22 protein-coding genes and 1 riboswitch are annotated in these 20,478 nt (G+C 62.8%); of the genes, 9 read left to right on the plus strand and 13 right to left on the minus strand.

Annotated elements, in window-relative coordinates:
- Positions 1-168 precede the first annotated feature (168 nt).
- On the minus strand, positions 169-1,086 hold the full coding sequence (locus O7A60_RS07340) for a DMT family transporter (protein ID WP_337105691.1): 918 nt from the start codon (positions 1,084-1,086) through the stop codon (positions 169-171).
- Positions 1,087-1,297: 211 nt separating this feature from the next.
- On the opposite strand from O7A60_RS07340, the gene O7A60_RS07345 reads away from it, so the two are divergent.
- On the plus strand, positions 1,298-2,596 hold the full coding sequence (locus O7A60_RS07345; RefSeq protein WP_337105692.1) for an adenylosuccinate synthase: 1,299 nt from the start codon (positions 1,298-1,300) through the stop codon (positions 2,594-2,596).
- A 75-nt stretch (positions 2,597-2,671) separates the two neighbouring features.
- The gene (locus O7A60_RS07350) at positions 2,672-4,435 is read left to right on the plus strand and encodes a hypothetical protein (RefSeq protein WP_337105693.1); all 1,764 of its coding nucleotides are present in this window, start codon (positions 2,672-2,674) and stop codon (positions 4,433-4,435) included.
- 18 nt (positions 4,436-4,453) lie between these two features.
- Here the strand turns inward: O7A60_RS07350 and O7A60_RS07355 are convergent, their stop codons facing one another.
- The 4 genes from O7A60_RS07355 to O7A60_RS07370 form a co-directional block, all read right to left on the minus strand.
- Positions 4,454-4,753 carry a CcdB family protein gene (locus O7A60_RS07355; protein ID WP_027141816.1) on the minus strand — a complete coding sequence of 100 codons (300 nt, stop codon included), beginning with the start codon at positions 4,751-4,753 and terminating at the stop codon, positions 4,454-4,456.
- Entirely contained in the window at positions 4,753-4,995 is a 243-nt protein-coding gene (locus O7A60_RS07360; protein ID WP_337105694.1) for a type II toxin-antitoxin system CcdA family antitoxin, read from the minus strand. Before O7A60_RS07360 ends, O7A60_RS07355 begins: the two co-directional genes overlap by 1 nt.
- Before the next feature lie 83 nt (positions 4,996-5,078).
- The gene (locus O7A60_RS07365) at positions 5,079-6,899 is read right to left on the minus strand and encodes an ABC-F family ATP-binding cassette domain-containing protein (protein WP_337105695.1); all 1,821 of its coding nucleotides are present in this window, start codon (positions 6,897-6,899) and stop codon (positions 5,079-5,081) included.
- A gap of 1 nt (position 6,900) precedes the next feature.
- Positions 6,901-7,545 carry a thiamine diphosphokinase gene (locus tag O7A60_RS07370; RefSeq protein WP_337105696.1) on the minus strand — a complete coding sequence of 215 codons (645 nt, stop codon included), beginning with the start codon at positions 7,543-7,545 and terminating at the stop codon, positions 6,901-6,903.
- An 87-nt stretch (positions 7,546-7,632) separates the two neighbouring features.
- Positions 7,633-7,747, plus strand: a riboswitch (TPP riboswitch).
- Between the two features lie 43 nt (positions 7,748-7,790).
- Here O7A60_RS07370 and thiB point away from each other — a divergent pair.
- The 4 genes from thiB to O7A60_RS07390 all read left to right on the plus strand — a co-directional run bounded on the left by thiB (position 7,791) and on the right by O7A60_RS07390 (position 12,951).
- Positions 7,791-8,789 (plus strand): thiamine ABC transporter substrate binding subunit, encoded by a 999-nt coding sequence (thiB, locus tag O7A60_RS07375; protein ID WP_337105697.1) that lies wholly within the window; start codon positions 7,791-7,793, stop codon positions 8,787-8,789.
- A 23-nt stretch (positions 8,790-8,812) separates the two neighbouring features.
- Entirely contained in the window at positions 8,813-10,480 is a 1,668-nt protein-coding gene (thiP, locus tag O7A60_RS07380) for a thiamine/thiamine pyrophosphate ABC transporter permease (RefSeq protein WP_337105698.1), read from the plus strand.
- The gene (gene thiQ, locus O7A60_RS07385; protein ID WP_337105699.1) at positions 10,473-11,249 is read left to right on the plus strand and encodes a thiamine ABC transporter ATP-binding protein; all 777 of its coding nucleotides are present in this window, start codon (positions 10,473-10,475) and stop codon (positions 11,247-11,249) included. The genes thiP and thiQ overlap by 8 nt, the downstream gene beginning before the upstream one ends.
- Before the next feature lie 232 nt (positions 11,250-11,481).
- Positions 11,482-12,951 carry a M48 family metalloprotease gene (locus O7A60_RS07390; protein ID WP_337105700.1) on the plus strand — a complete coding sequence of 490 codons (1,470 nt, stop codon included), beginning with the start codon at positions 11,482-11,484 and terminating at the stop codon, positions 12,949-12,951.
- A gap of 16 nt (positions 12,952-12,967) precedes the next feature.
- Here the strand turns inward: O7A60_RS07390 and O7A60_RS07395 are convergent, their stop codons facing one another.
- On the minus strand, positions 12,968-13,831 hold the full coding sequence (locus O7A60_RS07395) for an RNA polymerase factor sigma-32 (RefSeq protein WP_027141824.1): 864 nt from the start codon (positions 13,829-13,831) through the stop codon (positions 12,968-12,970).
- A 318-nt stretch (positions 13,832-14,149) separates the two neighbouring features.
- Between O7A60_RS07395 and O7A60_RS07400 the strand changes: the two genes are divergently transcribed.
- From O7A60_RS07400 to O7A60_RS07410, 3 genes are all read left to right on the plus strand, one after another.
- Positions 14,150-14,923 (plus strand): amino acid ABC transporter substrate-binding protein, encoded by a 774-nt coding sequence (locus O7A60_RS07400; RefSeq protein ID WP_337105701.1) that lies wholly within the window; start codon positions 14,150-14,152, stop codon positions 14,921-14,923.
- Between the two features lie 137 nt (positions 14,924-15,060).
- Entirely contained in the window at positions 15,061-15,741 is a 681-nt protein-coding gene (locus tag O7A60_RS07405; protein ID WP_027141826.1) for an amino acid ABC transporter permease, read from the plus strand.
- Positions 15,738-16,511, plus strand: a complete 774-nt coding sequence (locus O7A60_RS07410) for an amino acid ABC transporter ATP-binding protein (protein ID WP_337105702.1) — start codon at positions 15,738-15,740, stop codon at positions 16,509-16,511. Before O7A60_RS07405 ends, O7A60_RS07410 begins: the two co-directional genes overlap by 4 nt.
- 39 nt (positions 16,512-16,550) lie before the next feature.
- On the opposite strand, the gene O7A60_RS07415 is transcribed toward O7A60_RS07410, so the two are convergent.
- The 7 genes from O7A60_RS07415 to O7A60_RS07440 all read right to left on the minus strand — a co-directional run bounded on the left by O7A60_RS07415 (position 16,551) and on the right by O7A60_RS07440 (position 20,474).
- The gene (locus tag O7A60_RS07415) at positions 16,551-17,363 is read right to left on the minus strand and encodes a dCTP deaminase domain-containing protein (protein ID WP_337105703.1); all 813 of its coding nucleotides are present in this window, start codon (positions 17,361-17,363) and stop codon (positions 16,551-16,553) included.
- Positions 17,329-17,832 carry a hypothetical protein gene (locus tag O7A60_RS07420; protein WP_337105704.1) on the minus strand — a complete coding sequence of 168 codons (504 nt, stop codon included), beginning with the start codon at positions 17,830-17,832 and terminating at the stop codon, positions 17,329-17,331. The genes O7A60_RS07415 and O7A60_RS07420 overlap by 35 nt, the downstream gene beginning before the upstream one ends.
- 116 nt (positions 17,833-17,948) lie before the next feature.
- On the minus strand, positions 17,949-18,455 hold the full coding sequence (locus O7A60_RS07425; RefSeq protein ID WP_337105705.1) for a DUF1643 domain-containing protein: 507 nt from the start codon (positions 18,453-18,455) through the stop codon (positions 17,949-17,951).
- On the minus strand, positions 18,452-18,604 hold the full coding sequence (locus O7A60_RS31935; protein WP_415926802.1) for a DUF6471 domain-containing protein: 153 nt from the start codon (positions 18,602-18,604) through the stop codon (positions 18,452-18,454). The genes O7A60_RS07425 and O7A60_RS31935 overlap by 4 nt, the downstream gene beginning before the upstream one ends.
- Positions 18,573-19,154, minus strand: a complete 582-nt coding sequence (locus tag O7A60_RS07430; protein ID WP_006327799.1) for a CarD family transcriptional regulator — start codon at positions 19,152-19,154, stop codon at positions 18,573-18,575. The genes O7A60_RS31935 and O7A60_RS07430 overlap by 32 nt, the downstream gene beginning before the upstream one ends.
- Positions 19,155-19,523: 369 nt before the next feature.
- On the minus strand, positions 19,524-19,862 hold the full coding sequence (gene fdxA / locus O7A60_RS07435; protein WP_013892564.1) for a ferredoxin FdxA: 339 nt from the start codon (positions 19,860-19,862) through the stop codon (positions 19,524-19,526).
- A gap of 225 nt (positions 19,863-20,087) precedes the next feature.
- Positions 20,088-20,474: an RNA-binding S4 domain-containing protein gene (locus tag O7A60_RS07440; RefSeq protein WP_127279399.1), complete on the minus strand. Its 387-nt coding sequence runs from the start codon at positions 20,472-20,474 to the stop codon at positions 20,088-20,090.
- Positions 20,475-20,478: the final 4 nt, after the last annotated feature.

Below are 20,478 nucleotides of genomic sequence, written 5' to 3' on the forward strand. Positions count from 1 at the left end.
CCCCGTTTGCCGGAATGCATGCGGGGCGTTTCCATGACCGCTGGAACCGCCCGGCGGATGCGCCGTTGCCGACGGTGGCATGATTTGGAGCCTCTAGTCAGCGGTTTAATGTTTGATGGAATCGCCGAACCGCTTCAACTCTTTACATGGCAATCCCAAGGGAAAGTGCTACGCGCGCTTCCTGGAATTGCTCTGGCCAGAAGCCATCTTGCGCCCGCTGTGTTCGGCGAGCCCGATGCCGCCCAGAACGAGAACCAATGCCAGCGCCTGATAGAGCTGAAAGGTCTCGCCAACGATCAGCACCGAAAGCAGTGTGCCGAAGATCGGCACCAGATTGATGAACAGGCCAGCGCGGTTGGCGCCGATAAGCTCGTTGCCCCTGATATATGTTATCTGCGAGATCACCGAAGCGCCGATCGCCGTGTAGACGATGACAGCCCAGCCGCGCGTATCGGGCACGATCACCTTGCCGGCGGCGGCTTCCCACAGGAAGAAGGGCAGCGAGGTGATGAGCGCGGCGAACGACATGGCCAGCATCAGGCTCTGCCAGCGCATCGCCGGCTTCAGCCGCAACCCGACCGAATAGCCGCTGTAGAGAACGACCGCGACCAGCATGATGGCGTCTCCGAAATTGAGTTCCAACGTCAGCAGCCGGCGGGGATCGCCATGACAGGCTGTCAGGATGACGCCGAAGATGGTCAGCGCCACGCCGGCGATCTGCGCCCAGTTCACGCGCAGGCGGAAGAAAACGAAATTGGCTGTCATGATCAGGATCGGCATCGCCGCCTGTTCGATCGAGACATTGATCGCCGTGGTGTAATTCAGCGCGGTGTAGAAGATGGTGTTGAACAGGGTGAATCCGCTGGCGCCCAGCGCCGCCAGCACGAACCAGTGCCTGCGCACGACATGCCAATCCTGCTGGATCGTGCGCCAGCCGATCGGCAGCAGGATCGCCACGGCCAGCATCCAGCGCAGGAAGACCAGCGTCATTGGCGAGACGTGGTCGACCGCCAGCTTGCCGGCCACCGAATTGCCGCCCCACAGCAAGGTGGTGAGCAGCAGGAATATGTAGGCGCTTCGATGCATCGCGGGCTTCCGGCCGCGGGATGGGCTGCGGTGTTTGCCGGCCTATTGCCCCCACCAGCCCAAGTAAATGATGTCAAAGCCGGAAATTGTTGTGCCTCAGGGCATTTTTGGCGGCAAAGAAAGGTCGCACTCGCGAGGTCTTGACGCTATAGAGGCCTGTCGTTTCGAACCATATCCAAGCCGCGCGGCGGCGTCTCAAGGGAAAAGAAACATGGCCAATGTGGTGGTCGTCGGCTCGCAATGGGGCGACGAAGGCAAGGGCAAGATCGTCGACTGGCTGTCGGAGCGTGCCGATGTGGTGGTGCGTTTCCAGGGCGGCCACAATGCCGGTCATACGCTGGTCGTCGACGGTAAGGTCTACAAGCTGTCGCTGCTGCCTTCGGGCGTCGTGCGGGAAGGCAAGCTGTCCATCATCGGCAATGGCGTGGTCTTCGATCCGCATGCTTTCGTCGCCGAAGTGGAGAAGCTCAAGGCGCAGGGCGTGGAAGTGACGCCGGATCGCCTGAAAATAGCCGAAAACACGGCGCTTATCCTGTCCGTCCACCGGGAACTGGACGGATTCCGCGAGGATGCCGCTTTGAATTCCGGAACGAAGATTGGCACGACCCGACGCGGTATCGGCCCCGCCTACGAGGACAAGGTGGGCCGGCGCGCGGTTCGGGTGATGGATCTGGCGGATTTGGAAACTTTGCCCCTGAAGGTCGACAGGCTGCTGACGCACCACAATGCGCTGCGTCGCGGGCTCGGCCATGCCGAAGTCACGCATGACGCGATCATGCAGGAATTGACCTCGGTCGCGAACAGCATCCTGCCCTATATGGATCGCGTCTGGAAGGTGCTCGACGACAAGCGCCGCGCCGGCGAGCGCATCCTGTTCGAGGGCGCGCAAGGCACGCTGCTCGATATCGACCACGGCACCTATCCGTTCGTCACCTCGTCCAACACGGTCGCCGGCCAGGCCGCAGCAGGCTCCGGCGTCGGCCCGGGCGCCATCGGCTATGTTCTCGGCATCACCAAGGCCTACACGACGCGCGTCGGCGAAGGTCCGTTCCCGACCGAGCAGAAGAACGAGGTCGGCGAGTTCCTCGGCACGCGCGGCCATGAATTCGGTGTCGTCACCGGGCGCAAGCGCCGCTGCGGCTGGTTCGACGCGGTGCTGGTGCGCCAGGCGGTCGCCGTCAACGGCATCAAAGGCATCGCGCTGACCAAGCTCGACGTGCTCGACGGGCTGGACGAGATCAAGGTCTGTACCGGCTACAGGCTCGACGGCGAGACGATCGACTATCTGCCGGCAAGCCAGGGCGCGCAGGCCCGCGTCGAACCCATCTACGAGACGCTGGAAGGCTGGAAAGGCACCACCGCCGGCGCACGCAGCTGGAACGATCTTCCGGCCCAGGCCGTCAAATATGTCCGATACATAGAGGAGTTGATCGGCGCGCCGGTCGCGCTCCTCTCCACCAGCCCGGAACGGGACGACACGATACTTGTGACCGATCCGTTTCAAGACTAGTTTCTGAAGCCTTTCCGGGCATCGCGGCTGATTTGCGGGGGCCGGCGCGGAGGCAAAATACAGGTCGACTGAAGCATGGCAGATTTCGTTGCTGTTCTGAAAAACGCGTTCGAGAAGCACGGCGACGAGACGCCCGAGAAGCGTACGCGCATCTATAACAGCGTTCGCGCCATGCTGGCGAAGAAGCTTGCGGGATATTCGCCGCCCCTGGCTCCCGAGGCCATCGACAAACAGAAACGCTCGCTGGACGACGCCATTGCCGGCGTCGAGCGTGAGTACGTCAAAAGCGTTCCGGAGACGGATCCGCTCGCGGAACTGGAACACATCTTTTCCTCCATCGACCGTAACAAGAACCAGTCGAGCCACGTCAAGCAGCCAGTCAAGGCCGAACCGGTTCCCGCTTCCTCTCCGTATCGGCCCGCCCCTGCCGCGGCCAGCCCGGAGCCGTACAAACCGGCGCAGCCCGCGACGAACCCCGAACCCTACCGGCCTGCTCCAGCCGCCAAGGCCGAGCCAGGCTGGCAAAGGCCGACGCCGGTGCAGCCCGCTCCGGACTTTTCGGAAAAGACCTTGCCGGGGATGGACGCGAATCGGGATGACGACCAGGACGATGTCTTTGCCGATGACGAAGCGCCGGCGGGCGCCGACACTTTCGAGCGTTCGCGCCCGGCTGAACGCAAGCGCAGCTATGGCGGGTTGATCGCCGCCGTCGTCGCATTGCTGGTCGTTGCCGGCGGCGGTTACGGCATCTGGCTGAACAAGGATGCCTTCGGCAAGATGCTGGGCATGGACGGCAGCAAGGTTGTTGCCAAGACCGAACCGGTGAAAACGACGCCGGCCAAGCCGGCAACCGATGCCGCGGCCGCGCCACCGGCGCCCGCGACAGGCGCCGAAGGCACGAAATTCACGCAGCGGCTGACGCCTGAAGGCGGCGAAACCGATCCCGGCCCGGCGGGTGGGCAGAGCGGCATAGGCGAGGGCGAATCCGTCGCCGCGCTGACGACGCCGCCAACGGCAACGAATGCGCCGGCCACGGCAGCGCCGGCGGTTCCCGCGCCGGCTGCCAATACGCCGGCTGCCGGTACGCCTGCGGCAGGCGCGCCAGCCGCGACCACGCCCGCACCGGGCACCCCGCCCGCGACACCACCCGCCAATGGAACCGCGCCCGCGGTCCCGGCCGATGCCGCCGCCACGCCGCCCCCCGCGCCGGCAGGCGCAACGCCGCCCGCACCGGCAGGCGCGACGCCGGCGACACCGGCCGCGGCTGCTGCGCAGACCGCGGTTCCGGTCGGCCAGAAGGCGATCTTCTATGAGGAGCGCACCAGCACCGCGCAGGGTTCGGCCGAGCCCGGCAGCATCGTCTGGTCGCTGGTGCAGGAATCGCCCGGCGGCGACCTGCCGCCCGAGCCGGCGATCCGTGCCGAGGCGACCATTCCGGGCAAGGACATCCAGTTGCGCATGACCATCCGTCGCAACACCGACCAGACCCTGCCGGCGAGCCACATCATCGAGATGATCTTCCTGACGCCCGACGGCTTCGAGGGCGGCGGCGTCGACAATATATTGCGCGTCGCCATGAAGAGTTCGGAACAGGACGCCGGCAGCCCGCTGATCGGCATCCCGGCCAAGATCGCCGACGGCTTCTTCCTCGTCGCGCTCAACGACACCAAGGCCGACGAAGACGCCAACATGACTCTCTTGCGCGGCCAGGACTGGATCGACGTGCCGGTGGTCTACAAGACCGGACGGCGGGCATTGCTGACCATGGAAAAGGGCATTCCCGGCGAGAAGGTGTTCGACGAGGCGATCAAGGCCTGGCAGGCCAAGACGGCGGGTTGAGTTCAGGTCCGTCTCGGCTCAGAAGCCTTGGAACAGCATGTCGAGCGCAGCAACGATCTCGTCATGATGCTTCGTCAGGTTCAGCCGACTTTCGCCCAGTTCGCTTGCCGGAACGGTAGCAATCAGGTGTGTCGCCATAACCAGCTTCCGGCCGTTGATGTCGAAGATCGGATGAAGCTTTCGCATCGGTGGCGGCACCGTTGCGACCGGCAGTAGCGGGATGACTACCCGCGTTTTGAAATTGTCGAGCAGGTCGGATTGAACGTCGAGCAAATAATTGCCTTCGACACGCCCGGCGAAGACATCATAGCGGGGCATCAGAACTGCCGGTGCTCTTCCAACGGTATGCCGTTTTTGTCGATGTAGTTGTTCCACGCATCTATCGTGGGACGGTTCTCAAGCTTCCACAGCCTCGTCTTTTCGGCCGCCACCGCTTCCGCGATCCCGGCCTCCGCAGCGCGCGAGACATTCACATCAAGCCCCTTGGCTTCCCTCATGAGGTTCGAGTCGATCGACAGATTTGCTGGCTGACGGAACGCATTCAAGGCAATCTTACGCATGGTAGCCTCCGCAACATGCGCATAATATATGCGCATTCCGATATGGAGGCAATAAAATCAAGCTGCCCCGACCGCAGGCGGACCTACCCTTCCATCTCTTCCCGCAGCATCTCCAACTCCAGCCATTCTTCCTCGAGCGCCGCCAACGTGGCGCGCTCCTTGTCGAGAGCGGCGATCGTCTTCTGGAACGAGGCCGGGTCGCGCTCGTAATAGGCCGGATCGGCGATGTTGTTTTCCAACCGCGAGATCGATGCGGTCACCGCCTCGATCTTCTTGGGTAGGGACTCCAAGGCGAACTTCTGCTTGAACGACAGTTTCTTCGCCGGCCCTTTCGGCGCCGCCGGCTCGCTCCTGCCCGGCGTGGGCGCTTCGCCGGCTTCGGCCTTGGCGCGTGTCTTGCGATCGTCGAGCCTTGTGCCGCCGCGTTGCGCCAGCATGTCGGAATAGCCGCCGGCATATTCGACCCAGCGGCCGCCGCCGTCCGGCGCGATGATGCTGGTGACGGTGCGGTCGAGGAAATCGCGGTCGTGGCTGACCAGGATGACGGTGCCGGCAAAACCGGCAACCAGTTCCTGCAGCAGTTCCAGTGTCTCCATGTCGAGATCGTTGGTCGGCTCATCGAGCACCAGAAGGTTCGCCGGCCGTGCCAGCACGCGCGCCAGGATCAGCCGCGCCCGCTCGCCACCGGAAAGCTCACGCACAGGGGTGCGGGCCTGTTCCGGCTTGAACAGGAAATCCTTCATGTAGGAGACGACATGGCGTTGCTCGCCATTGATGACGAGATTTTCGCCGCGCCCGTCGGTCAGATATTGCGCCAGCGTCTCCTGCGGGTCGACGGCCTCACGCTTCTGGTCGAGTGTGGCGATTTCCAGATTGGTGCCGAGCCGCACCGATCCTGCGTCCGGCGCCAACTCGCCGGTCAGCATCTTCAGAAGTGTCGTCTTGCCGGCGCCGTTCGGCCCGACAAGACCGACGCGATCGCCGCGCTGGATGCGGGTCGAGAACCCCTTGACCACGGTGAGATCACCAAAGCTCTTCTCGATGTTCTTGGCTTCGATCACCAGCTTGCCGGATTCGACGGCGTCGCTTGCCACCATGGTCGCGGACCCTTCGGCGCCGCGATGGCCGCGAAAGCGCTGGCGCATGGTCTGCAGTTCGCCCAATCGGCGCATGTTGCGCTTGCGCCGCGCCGTCACGCCATAGCGCAGCCAGTGCTCCTCGCGCACGATCTGGCGGCCGAGCCTGTGCTGCTCGCGCTCTTCCTCATCCAGCACCAGGTCGCGCCATTCCTCGAAATGGCCAAAGCCCTTGTCCAGCCTGCGGGTCTGGCCACGGTCGAGCCAGACGGTGGCGCGCGACACGCGTTCGAGGAAGCGGCGGTCGTGCGAAATGACGATGAGCGCCGAGGAAGTCCGGACGAGCTCCTCTTCCAGCCATTCGATGACAGACAAGTCGAGATGGTTCGTCGGCTCATCAAGTAGCAGGATGTCGGGCTCTGGCGCCATGACACGGGCAAGCGCGGCGCGCCTGGCCTCGCCGCCGGACAGGTCTCCTGGCCGTTCCTCGCCCGACAGGCCGAGATGCTCCATCAGATAGCTGGCGCGGTAGGGATCGTCGGCTGGCCCGAGCCCGGCTTCGACATAGGCCTGCACATTGGCGAAGTCGTCCATGTCCGGCATTTGCGGCAGATAGCGCACTGTCGCGGAAGGCTGGCGGAACACCTCGCCGTCCTGCGGCTCGATCAGGCCGGCGGCGATTTTGAGCAGCGTCGACTTGCCGGACCCGTTGCGGCCGACCAGCGCGATCTTGTCGCCGCCCGACGCGGTCAAGGCGGCGCCGTCGAGCAGCGGTGTGCCGCCAAAAGTCAGCTTTATCCCGTCGAGATTGAGAAGAGGCGGGGCCATGTCAGCTTTCAGGCAATGGATGGGGATGGGCGAGCAGCAGGGCTCGGCCATGGCGAAGCGCGATGTCGAGGCGGCCCTTAACCTCGTTGGAAATGGTCAACGACGAACCGAAAGCCACCTCGACCTTGTCGAGCGGCCATTTGGCGCCGGTGACGGTCAGGCCGGAGAGTTCGGAGAAGCCAAGGATCGAAAACAGCGTGCCGTCGGCATAATCGAAGCCGGCCCTGCCGAGCAGCAAGGGGACAGCCTCCTGGGCACCGCTGGTCAGAAGCACATCCGTTCCGGCTTCGGCCAACCGCAGACCAAGCGCCAGGTGCAGGAAGGCGTGGTCGGCGCGCTTGCCGCCGAAGGCGCCCGCCAGCACAAGGCGCGTCGCCCCGCGTTCAAGGGCTGCCGCGATCGCCAGTTCGCCGTCGGTCTTGTCCTTTTCCGCAGGGAAGGTCTGTCTGGGCACGGCGGCCAGGTGGGCGGGCAGATCGGGCGGCACGGAATCGAAATCGCCGACCCACAGTTCCGGAACAAGGGCCAGCATCCGCGCGTGGCCGATGCCGGCGTCGGCGGCGATGACGCGCGAGGCTTCGACCTGGCGGTCAAGCCGGGGCGTGCGGATGAGATCGCCGCCAAGCAGGATGGTGAATGTGCTCATATCCCGTCGCCCTTACCAGCCCGGCACGGGAAACGGAAGGCGGCAAACTCCCACTTGCGTGTCCCATCGGCCGGGCTTATGTGTCGAAATGCTCTAACGGGGTGCCGGACGCGACTTTCGCGGGCCGGCTGAGAGGCAGTCTCGCCAACCCGCTGAACCTGATCCGGTTTGTACCGGCGGAGGGATTAGACGTTTCGGACAATCCGACGCCTCAATTCCTTTCAACGCAAACGAAGGAGGCGCCGATGCGCACGCTTTTATATTCCCTCATCGCGGCCACGGTAGTGACCCTGTCCGGGCCGGCTTTGGCCAAGGACAAGCTCACCGTCTACACCTATGAAAGCTTCACCGCCGACTGGGGTCCAGGCCCGGTGGTGAAGAAGGAATTCGAGGCCGAATGTGGCTGCGATGTCGAGTTCGTCTCGGTCGCCGATGGCGTGGCACTGCTCAACCGCGTCAAGCTGGAAGGCGCTTCGACCAAGGCCGATATCGTGCTCGGCCTCGACACCAATCTCACCGCCGATGCCAAGGCGTCGGGCCTGTTCGCACCGCACGGCGCGGTGAGCGATGTCAATGTGCCGGGCGGCTGGAGCGACGATACTTTCGTCCCCTTCGACTATGGCTATTTCGCTGTCGTCTACGATACCGAAAAGCTGAAGACGCCGCCGAAAAGCCTGAAGGACCTGGTCGAGGGCAGTGCCAATGATAAGATCGTCATTCAGGATCCGCGCACGTCGACGCCCGGTCTCGGCCTGCTGTTGTGGGTGAAGTCGGTCTATGGCGACAAGGCGCCGGAAGCCTGGGCCAAGCTCAAGGCCAAGGTGCTGACCGTGACGCCGGGCTGGAGCGAGGCCTATGGCCTGTTCACCAAGGGCGAGGCGCCGATGGTGCTGTCCTACACCACCTCGCCGGCCTACCACATGGTCGCCGAGAACACCGAGCGCTACCAGGCGGCATCCTTTGAAGAGGGCGAGTATCTGCAGATCGAGGTCGCCGGCATCACCACGACAGGCGCCAAGAACCCGCTGGCGGCCAAGTTCATGGCTTTCATGACCGGGCCGAAATTCCAGGACGCCATCCCGGAGACCAACTGGATGTTCCCGGCCGGCAAGACCGACAAGCCGCTCAACCCTGCCTTCGACAAACTGGTCAAGCCGACCAAGACCTTGCTGTTCAGCCCCGAGGAAGTCGCGGCCAACCGCAAGGCCTGGGTGGACGAATGGCTGGCGGTGATGAGCAAGTAGGCTTTGTGGGCTAGTCTCGTGAGATGACCGCCAAGGAACACAATGTTTCCCAAGTCGATCGTTGGTTCTCAGGGCAAACCCGCTCTGACCCCCGCATCACAGCCGGCATTGTCGCGCTTGCCGCAACCTCGCTGCTGATCGGCGGCGCTTTTGCCGGGCTGCTCGCCGAAGGCGCCCACGATTTTTCCGGCGCCTGGGCCGCCTTCGATCCTTACCTCTTCCGTGTCGTGCGCTTCACGCTCTGGCAGGCGGCCCTGTCGACGCTGCTCTCGGTCGGGCCTGCCCTGTTCGTGGCGCGGGCGCTGTCGCGGCATCCACGTTTCCGCGGCCGCGCCTTCATCCTGCAGCTCTTCGCCGTGCCGCTGGCGCTGCCGGCGATCGTCGCGGCGCTCGGCATCCTGGCGCTCTACGGCCGAGCCGGCTATTTCGCCGGTCTGTCCAACTGGGTTGGCGGCCAGGGGTGGCCGGGCATCTACGGCCTCTCCGGCATTCTCGTTGCCCATGTCTTCTTCAACCTGCCATTGGCCACCCGCCTGTTCCTGGAGGCGCTGCAAACCATCCCCTTGGACCAGTGGCGGCTGGCGAGCCAGCTCGGCATGGGAGCGCGACCGGCGTTGCGGCTGATCGAATGGCCGACGCTGCGGGCCGCCTTGCCTGGTGTCGCCGGACTTATCTTCATGCTCTGCATCACATCCTTCACCATCGTGCTGACGCTCGGCGGCGGACCGGCCGCGACGACGCTGGAGGTCGGCATCTATCAGGCATTGCGCTTCGATTTCGATCCCGCGCGGGCTGTCGCGCTGACATTGTTGCAGATCGCGCTGACCTTTGTCGTGGTGCTGGCGTTGACCCGGCTTGGTGCCAATGTCGTCGGCGACACCAACCTGCCGGTCGCGCCGCGCCGCTATCTCTCGGTCAACAGGATTGAGGCCGTGCTGAATGCCCTGCTCATCGGGCTGGCGCTGCTGTTCGTCGTGGGACCCATGGCGGCGACCGTGGCGGCCGGATTGGGCGCCGATCTCGGCCGGCTGGCCGGTGAGGCCACTGTCCGGCAAGCGACACTGACCAGTGCCGTGCTCGCGTTCCTGTCGGCGTTGCTTTCGGTGATGCTGTCGCTGGCTCTCACAATGGCGCGGAGGGCGCTGGCATTGAACCGCCGCTCCGGCTCAAGGACACTGCTCGAACATGCCGCCGATACCGGCGCCGGGTTTGTGCTGGTCGTGCCGCCGATCGTCATCGGCGCCGGCTGGTTCCTTCTGTTGCGCCATCTCGGCGATGTCTTTGCTGTCGCCCCGCTCATGGTCGTCACCGTCAACGCCGTCATGGCGATGCCTTTCGCGCTGCGCGCCGTCCGTCCCGCCTATGATGCGGCAAGCGAGCGTCACGAGCGGCTCTGCGCACAGCTCGGCATTTCCGGCTGGTCGAGACTGTGGCTGGTCGACTGGCCGTCGCTTCGGCGGCCGCTCGCCACCGCCTTTGCCTTCGCCATGGCGCTGTCGCTTGGCGATCTCGGCGTGATCGCCCTGTTCGGCAGTGATTCCGTGCAGACCTTGCCCTACCTTCTCCTGGCGCGCATGGGCAGCTACCGCACGCAGGACGCCGCCGGCCTGGCGTTGTTGCTGGGCCTTGTCTGCCTGGCGCTGGTGCTGGCAGCGGACCGGCTGGGAAAGGGGATGGCCCGCGATGTCTGACGGGGCGGCTGACGGCAAAGGGGTTGCGGTGCGGCTGGACAAGGTCTCGTTCAGTTATGGCGAGGCGTTGTTCGCCTTCGATGTCGGATTCACCGCGACGCAGATCACCGCCATCATGGGGCCGAGCGGTTCGGGAAAGTCGACGCTGCTCAATCTGGTGGCCGGGTTCGAGACGCCGAGATCCGGCCGCGTGCTGATCGGCACGGCCGATGTCGGTGGCGACCCGCCGGCCATGCGGCCGGTGTCGATGGTATTCCAGGAAAACAATCTTTTCGCCCATCTTTCTGTCCAGCAAAATGTCGGGCTCGGCCGTTCGCCATCGTTGCGGTTGACCGAAGCCGACCACGCCGATATCGCGGGCGCCCTTGCACGCACCGGCCTTGCCGGCAAGGAGAAGCGGCTGCCGCGCGAGCTTTCGGGCGGCGAGCGTCAGCGCGTCGCCCTGGCCCGCGTGCTGGTGCGTGACCGCCCGGTGCTACTGCTCGACGAACCCTTCGCCTCGCTTGGGCCCGCCTTGCGCGACGACATGCTCGACCTGGTCGCCAGCCTCCATGCCGAGCGTGGCATGACGGTGCTGTTCGTCACGCACCAGCCGCAGGATGCCCGCCGCATCGCGCAGAAGGTGGTGTTTCTGGACAATGGCACCATCGCTGCCACAGGCACCTCGGAGGATTTCTTTGCAGGGGCTGGGCCGGAGGCGTTCCGGCGCTATATCGGTGCCGGTGCCGGGGATGCGTTATCACGAGATATTGCCCGGAAGCGGACATAATTTACGCTCAAACCGGCTTGAGGCGATGTGGCGCTTGCTTGCCATGACTGGAGTAGTGTGGCTAGGTCCGCTCGATACCGGTCCGGCACAGGCCGTGATTTGCCTACAGCATCTGCTGCCCGCCCCGAGGGGCGCGTGACGGACGCTGTAGCAGTTTGTTTTGCGCATGCCGTGGTCATGCGCAAGGATCTGAAAGGAAGCCATTCTGGCGATCAGCGCTGACAGGCTACGAATGAATCCGCTGGCGCGGTTCCTGGCGCTGGCTGGCTTTGCCGTGGCGCTGGCAAGCTGCCAGATGTTCACGCCCCCCGAGGTCCAGGAATCCGGCTTCCAGCCATCCGACAAGCCGATCACGGTGGACAATGTCGCCGCCAACAACAAGCTTGCCGAACTCGCCAAGGCGCAGCATCCGCGCATCCTTGCAACGTATGGCGGCGAATATTCCGATCCCAAGCTCGAGCGCATGGTAGCCAAGGTGGTCGGCAATTTGACCGTGGTATCGGCCAACCCGACCCAGACCTATCGCATCACCATCCTCAATTCGCCCAACGTCAACGCCTTCGCGCTGCCGGGCGGCTATCTCTACATCACGCGCGGCCTCTTGGCGCTGGCCAATGATTCGTCCGAGCTCGCCGCCGTCATCGCGCATGAAATGGGCCACGTCACCGCCAATCACGGCCTGCAGCGCCAGCAGCTGGAGGCCGAGGAAGGCCTGGCGACCAAGGTTGTTTCCGATGTGCTCGGCGACAGCCCGACCGCCAAGGCAGCACTGATCCGCGGCAAGCTCAGGCTGGCGCAGTTCTCGCGCAATCAGGAACTGGAGGCGGACGCCATCGGCATCAAGTCGATCGGCGAAGCCGGCTACGATCCCTATGCCGCCGGCCGCTTCCTGCAGTCGATGTCGGCCTACACCGATTTCCGTTCGATCAGCGGTGCCACGGACGCCAGCCTCGACTTCCTGGCCACCCACCCCAACACGCCGCAACGCATCGATCTGGCACAGCGCCACGCCCGCCAGTTCGGCGCGCCCGGTTTCGGCACGCGCGACCGCGATTCCTTCCTCGCCGGCATAGACGGCCTGCTTTATGGCGATACGCCGGAAGAAGGCTATGTGCGCGGCGAAACCTTCCTGCATCCGGGCCTCGGCGTGTCGTTCACCGTGCCGGACGGTTTCATCATCGACAATTCGGCGGCAGCGGTTACGGCGACCGGGCCGGGCGACATAGCGATCCGCTTCGACGGCGTTTCGATCGACAAGAACCGCGTCCTGACCGATTATATCAGAAGCGGCTGGGTGGCCGGCCTCGACGACAGCACCGTCAAGCAGGAAACCATCAACGGCAATGAGGCGGCGACCGCGCACGCAGGCGCCGAAGGCTGGCAGTTCGATATCGCGGTGATCCGGGCCGGAGGCCAGGTCTACCGGTTGCTGACCGCGGCTCCCTCGGCCAGCACCTCGCTGGAGACGGTGGCTCGCTCGGTCAGCGGCTCCTTCCGCATTCTCAGTCCCGCCGAAAAGGCGGCACTGAAGCCACTGCATATTCGTGTACTCACCGTACAGCCGGGACAGACCATGGGTTCGCTTGCCGCGCAGATGGTGGGGGTCGACCGCAAGCTCGACCTGTTCCGCGTGCTCAACGCGCTGTCGCCGGGGGCCGCGGTTTCGGCCGGCGACAAGGTCAAGATCGTCACCGACAAGTAAGCGCCTGTCGCGGGAATCAGGCGGCAGTCGCCATGAATTCCGGGTTCTGCTTCACCAGCGCGACCTTGAGCTTTTCCATGGCGCGGGCCTCGATTTGGCGGACGCGTTCCTTGGAGATGCCGAGCGTTTCGCCGAGAGCCTCGAGCGTGGCGCCCTCGTCGGTAAGCCGGCGTTCCTCGATGATGCGGAGCTCGCGGGCGTTGAGAGCTTGAAGCGCCTCCCTCAGCCAGAGCGAGCGGCGCGCGACGTCGATCTTGTCGCCGACAATCTCGTCGGGCAAGGGATCGTCCGAGACCAGGAAGTCCATCCGCTCGGTCGCCCCCGCATCGTCGGCAAGCGGCACGTTGAGCGAGGAGTCGGGCGCCGACAGGCGTGAATCCATCAACTCCACATCAGCTTCGGAAACGCCGAGCGCAACCGACACCTCGCGGTAGAGAGTCGTGTTGGAGAGCGGTTCGGCGCCGTTCGCGAGACGGGCACGCAAGCGCCTGAGATTGAAGAACAGGGCCTTTTGCGCCGAACTGGTGCCGCCGCGCACGATCGACCAGTTGCGCAGGATGTAGTCCTGCATCGAAGCGCGAATCCACCACGTCGCGTAGGTGGAAAACCGCACCTCGCGCTCCGGCTCGAAGCGGGCGGCGGCCTCAAGCAGGCCGACATGGCCTTCCTGGATCAGGTCGCCGAGCGGCAAGCCGTAATGGCGGAATTTCGAGGCCATGGAAATGACCAGCCGCATATGGGCAACGGTGATGCTGTGCAATGCGTTCTGGTCGTTGTCCTCTTTCCAAAGCAGTGCCAGCCGATGCTCCTCGTCGCGCTCGAGGTAAGGCGCCCTCATTGCCGCGCGGACCATGACCCGACCTGCCGTGTCTTCCATCATAAGGCGCTCCTTGGCTCAGGCGTGCGAATGACAAACTGGCAGGAACCGGCTTGAAATGACGGCGTCGTGCCCTAGAACAGCCAAAACTGCCGTGCGCGGGAAAGGTTCCGCTGGCGCAGGCAGGCGAGCGATGACGTCCGGGCAATTTCGGCACGGCTGCCCGGAATCCCGATGCTGCAACGAAATTCCTTTTGAAGTATTTGATTTCTGGAATTAGCCCTCTTTGAAATTTTGTTCCTTATTTTTCCGGCCTGCATCTGTCATTTTCCAACTCTCACAACATGCCTGATATCAGGCCAAGGACGGGATCACAGAAAAATGAAATGGCTGAAGTCGCTCATCATCGCCGGAACGCTGCAGGCCCTGGCGGTCGCATCGGGGCATGCCGGCGCCAATCTCGACCAGATCAAGCAGGCCGGCGTCATCAAGGTCGGTACGGAAGGCACTTACGCTCCGTTCACCTATCATGATGCATCCGGAGCGCTCGTCGGATTCGACGTCGAAATCGCCAAGGCGATCGCCGGCAAGCTCGGCGTCAAGGCAGAGTTCCTCGAGGGCAAGTGGGACGGTCTGATCGCCGGCCTCGACGTCAACCGCTATGATGCCGTCATCAACGAAGTCGGCATCACCGATGCCCGCAAGGCCAAGTATGATTTCTCCGACCCCTACATCGCCTCCAAGGCGGTGCTGATCGTGCGCGGCGACAATACCGACATCAAGACTTTCGCCGATCTCAAGGGCAAGAAGTCGGCGCAGTCGCTAACCTCCAATTTCGGCAAACTAGCCGAGTCGAATGGCGCCGAACTGGTCGGCACGGACGGCTTCGACCAGTCGATCCAGCTGCTTTTGACCGGCCGTGCCGACGCCACCATCAATGACAGCCTGTCGTTCCTCGACTTCAAGAAGCACAAGCCCGACGCCAATGTGAAGATCGCCGCCCAGGAGGAGAATGCCGATTACTCCGGCGTCATCGTGCGCAAGGGCGATCCGGAGCTGGTCGCGGCCATCAACAAGGCGCTGGCCGACATCAAGGCCGACGGCACCTACCAGAAGATCGCCGACACCTATTTCGGCCAGGACGTCTCGAAGTAATTCATAAAGCGGGGCGGGTTGTCGCCCCGCAGCCCATCCAGCGGCGAGCCGTCTTTGACGGGTCGCCGCTTTTGTCGTGATATGGCTGACGCATTCGCGCTTCGATGACGCTGCCCGTCCCTTCCGGAGGATATTTCGTGCCGCACTGGCTGCAATTGATGCTGGATTCGCTGCCCTCGCTGCTGTGGGCAGCGTTGATCTTCACCGTGCCGCTGACGCTGCTGTCCTTCGTGCTCGGCCTGACGGTGGGACTGGGCGCGGCGCTCGGCCGGCTGTTCGGGCCGAAGCCGCTGGTGGCGCTCGTGCGCTTCTATGTCTGGATCTTCCGCGGCACGCCGCTCCTGGTGCAGCTATTCCTGATCTTCTACGGCCTGCCGTCGGTCGGCATCCTGCTCGACGCCTTTACCGCGGCGCTGATCGGCTTCACGCTCAATATCGGCGCCTACACGTCGGAAATCATCCGCGCGGCGATCGGCTCGGTGCCGAAAGGCCAGTGGGAGGCCGCCTATTCGATCGGCATGACCTGGAGCCAGGCGATGCGGCGCACCATCCTGCCGCAAGCCGGCCGGGTAGCGGTGCCGCCGCTCTCCAACACCTTCATCTCGCTGGTCAAGGACACGTCGCTGGCCGCCGCCATCACCGTGCCGGAGATGTTCCAGGCGGCGCAGCGCATTGTCGCCACCACCTATGAGCCGCTCATCCTCTATGTCGAGGCGGCGATCCTCTATCTGGCGATGAGTTCGGTGCTTTCGGCCTTGCAGACACGGCTGGAGGAGCGGCTGAACCGCTATGGCGGCTTCCTGGAGGCACGCTCATGATCGGCCTCACCAACATCGAAAAACGTTTCGGCGACAACCTCGTGCTGAAGGGGGTGACGGTTGACATCGCCGAAGGCAGCGTTACCGCGCTGGTCGGGCCTTCGGGTGGGGGAAAAAGCACGCTGCTGCGTTGTATCAACCTACTGGAGATACCAACCTCGGGCACGGTGCGGATCGGCGACGAGACGCTCGAGTTCCGCCCCGGCGGGAAGGTGCCGGCGGCGGACATAAGGCGTCTGCGTCTGCAGACCGGCATGGTGTTCCAGAATTTCCAGCTGTTTCCGCATCGCACCGCCATCGAAAATGTCATGGAGGGGCTGGTCACGGTGCTGAAATGGCCGGAGGCGCGCGCCCGCGAGCGGGCGCTCGCGCTGCTGGAAAAGGTCGGCATGGCGCACAAGTCGGATGCCTGGCCGGCGACGCTGTCGGGTGGCCAACAGCAGCGCGTGGCGATCGCCCGGGCGCTGGCACCGTCGCCGAAGGTGCTGCTGTGCGACGAACCGACTTCGGCGCTCGACCCGGAGCTGGCGCAGGAGGTGGTCGATGTGCTGAGTCAGCTCGCAAGCGAGGGAACGACCATGGTGATAGCGACGCATGATTTGCGCCTCGCCTCCAAGATCGCCCAGGAAGCGGTGTTCCTCGACGCAGGCGTCGTCGTCGAGCAGGGGCCATCCGCCAGGCTGTTCGGCAATCCGGAGCGTGAAAGGACCAAGCGGTTCATCGCCACACTGAAGCAGGAGGCGGAGAAGGAAGGCGGCAGCGGCGCGTAGGTCCGGCATTATGGAGCAAACTCACCAAATTTGATGCAGTCACCCCTTATTTGATGTAGTCGGTGCGCCCGATGATGGTGGTGGTTGCGGCGGCGCCGGGGCGGCGCAGTCGAAAATAGCGCACTTGATGGGTGGCCAAAACGTATTGACCACGTTTAACGCGGCGTCTTTTAAGAATGGGGAAATAAGGATAAAAAGCACGGCCAGAAGAGCTGTTAAGTACACCTTGAAGCTTTTAAGCTGAACGATATCCTCTTGCGCCACCTTCAGCTTCTCCGCCAACTGATACGCAGTGGTGAATTCGCCCGATATTGCGGTTATCATGCTCGCAGGGATTTTGTCGTGGCCCACTTTCCATGCAGTCCGTTGCATTCTCTCATTTAGGTTTGTGATCCACAAAGGGAATATTCGATCCCCGCGCCTCAAATGAATTATGGTAGGGCCAGCATTGTATACTGCGAAGATAAGTTTGCCCTTGTATCCAGGATCAATGTGAAACCCAGAGATGTTGACCAGCCCTAGAAACTTGATCGATGCTCGAATTGAGATGAAGCCGATCTTATCAAAAGGGAGTTCAACCTCCTCTTCTGTCAAGATGAAGGCAAATTGACCTGGAGCAATCGAAAACGCCGCGCCTTCTGACAGCTTTTGAACTGTTTTCCCGGATGCTAAACTGGAAACATATACTTCTTCGCCTATCGCGAGGTTGTAGTTCGCTCCATCTCGGTCAATACCCTCCAACTTGAAAGGCTTGACCGGCGCATCCGCACTCTTCAGGGCTTTCCAGGTGGCGTCACTCCAGAACCCGTCGATCGGCTCAGAGTTGGTCCCTGATGTAGAAGGCTCGGTCACGCAATTCCCCCCTGCGTCGCCGCAATCCACTCTCAAGATCGAGGTCTCGTTCGCATGCCATCTGAACGGCCCAAGCCATTATGTCAGTGTTGGCTTTGCGGGCGATCGGAATAAATTCTTCGAGGTGATCGATCTTCTCACACGCATCCGCGAAACGGCCAGCCGCATCGGCGTAGGTGCGCAACGGATCGATCTGCCGATCTTCCTTTGTCAAGTGTGTCGGCGCTTCGAGATGCTGATGCATCGTATTGGCCGCGCTGAGCGACACCAACATCGTATCTATGATGGTACGATCATAGGAAATCAGCTCAGCCGAGCCGCGCGCCAGCCGTCCGACATACTTTGCAAAATGTAGCCCATAATGTTTCAGGCGATCATTTTTGGAAAGGTGCAGGATATCGGTATGATTGCGCGCATCGTGCCGGTACTGGTCCTGCTGAAGGCGCAGCATGTCTGCGTCTGTAAACATGTCAGCAAAGCTCCCCTTGGCCGTTCCCGCCACCCAGCGTTCGACCTGTATAGCGCCGCGAATCACCGCTATGCCGTCTACGCAAGGTTTTCCACAAAATAAAGGGCATGGGAATCCTAAGAAATTGTCCACGATAAGGGTTGCGCATCTCCTCTCACATAGAGCGGATGCCGAGGAGATCGATCTTTATTTACCGCAAGCGCGTAAAGTTGACCGCCATCCTCCTCGATGTTCCGTACAAGCGTCGTGATCCTGGCTCTGGCATCGGCACGCTTCGCGGCAGGCGGGCTGATGCGCCCCCACGCGGCCACGATAATACCACCGTCCTTCGAAACTTCGGCGACAACAGAACGAATATGGGCGTCATTCTCTGGCCCGATAGGATCTTCCGCGTCCCATAGGTAACTTGGATCGGTGGCAATACGCGCCCACGGGTTTATGAAGATGAGACGGCCATAGCCGAGGTCTCGGGCGAAGCCGATGCCGCGTCTAGATGTGGGGTCATCATTATCCGCCCCAGCCGTGCTGGGATTATGGAGGATAAAACCGAGGGGCGGCCCATCGCCAATTCGGCGATCAAGCCGGTAGCGATAGCCGCCGCATTCAGAAAAGATTGCGCTCATGCCTCTAGGACGACCTGACGGACTACAATCACGTCCATGCACATCATGAACAATGCAGCGGTGAAGCCTCGGCTTATATTGTTCGCCAGATTGCGCTCGCTGTCGTGCGCGCCGCGCTCAGGCAGCTTCTTCCTGCTCGGCTTCCTCATTGTCGGCCTTGGCGCCACGCTTGGGGCCTTTGTTGAGGTTGACCTCGATCAGGCGCACGGCTTCGGTTTCCGACATGCGGTTTACGGCCGCGATCTCGCGAGCCATGCGGTCGAGCGCCGCCTCGTAGAGCTGGCGTTCGGAATAGGACTGCTCCGGCTGGTTGTCGGCACGGTAGAGATCGCGCACGACTTCCGAGATCGAGATCAGGTCGCCTGAATTGATCTTGGCATCATATTCCTGGGCACGGCGCGACCACATGGTGCGCTTTACGCGGGCGCGACCCTGCACGACTTTCAGCGCGCGCTCGACATAATCCTCTTCCGACAGCTTGCGCATGCCGATCGAGGTTGCCTTGGCGACCGGCACCTTCAGGCGCATCTTATCCTTCTGGAAGTCGATGACGAAAAGTTCCAGCTTGTGGCCGGCCACTTCCTGCTCGTCGATCGAGACGATCTGCCCGACGCCATGCGCCGGATAGACGATGTACTCGCCGGTCTTGAAACCGTGACGCGCGGCAGTGGACTTTTTCTGCGGGGTGATCGTTGCCATTACGCCCTGAACTCCTTGTTGTGGGCCGGCGGCGGTGCCGGCTGAACTCGCGTGATCGGGGTCACCGACCATTAGCCGCACAACAGATGAACCCACCGGAAAGGCCGGGACCGGCAAACCGCACGAACTGCGGCCGCCTGGCCCAGATCGCTCTGGTCCGGAATGGGATTTTCACCTTTCAGTGATTTGGGGCGTCTGCGCCATAAATCGACGTTGTGTCACCGGCATGTTTCGCTGATGTAACACAAAAAGTCGGAAGAATCAAGGTTTTGCTGCGTAAGCGAAGGCCACAACCAATCGCCGCCTGTCAAGGCGGTTAATCCGACGTGCCTGTTACGCTGCGTCATACAAGCCTTTACAGCCGTGTTGTCAATCGCCTTCGCCGGGCTCGGCGGAGAAGTATTTCTCGAACTTGCCGGCTTCGCCGTCGAAGGTTTTGGCGTCGGCCGGCGGCTCCTTCTTGGCGGTGATGTTGGGCCATTTCTCGGCGTATTCGGTGTTGATCTGCAGCCATTTGTCGAGGCCGGACTCGGTGTCGGGCTTGATCGCGTCGGCCGGGCATTCCGGCTCGCAGACGCCGCAGTCGATGCACTCGTCGGGATGGATGACGAGCATGTTCTCGCCCTCGTAGAAACAGTCGACCGGACAGACCTCGATGCAGTCCATATATTTGCATTTGATGCAGTTGTCGGTCACGACATAGGTCATCGGTCGGCTCCGGGATGTCCCGTTTTTGTTGGCTTTTTTTGTGAGGTAACGCCTTTATCGGCCGCTTGCAAGGGTGGCCATTCCCAGTGGCGCCAGGGTTTGGGAATGGAATTCCAGGCGGCCGGTGCCGCGAGGGCCCGACATGCCCACCGGCCGTCGCGTTTGCCGGCCCCGCCTCTGCTTTTTGTTTGTCGTTGCCCTCGGGAAACACACCCGCCTCAAGGCTCAATCTTCGTCGAGCAATCGGTCGGTCTGGCGGCGCTCTTTTTTGGTCGGGCGGCCGCTGCCTGCCTCGCGCAGCGCCGGGATAGCATCGGGAAGGGCGTCGGCCTTGGGTGCGGGCGGCGGCGACATGTCTTCATAAAGAGTGCGGGCTTCCTCGGCCGGGCCGCGCCGAACACCAGCGCCGAGCACCTTCCAGACGAAGATACGCCGGTCGAGCGTGATGGTCAGCACATCGCCTGGCTTGACAAGATCGGAAGCCTGCGCTGCTTTGTCGCGATTGATGCGCACGCGGCCGGCTACAACCAATTTGGCCGCCAGCGAGCGCGATTTCACCGCGCGCGAGAAGAACAGCCATTTGTCGATGCGCTGGCGGCCTTCAGCAACCATCGAA

The sequence above is a fragment of the Mesorhizobium salmacidum (SeqCode) genome (assembly GCF_037179605.1).
GTDB lineage: Bacteria > Pseudomonadota > Alphaproteobacteria > Rhizobiales > Rhizobiaceae > Mesorhizobium > Mesorhizobium salmacidum.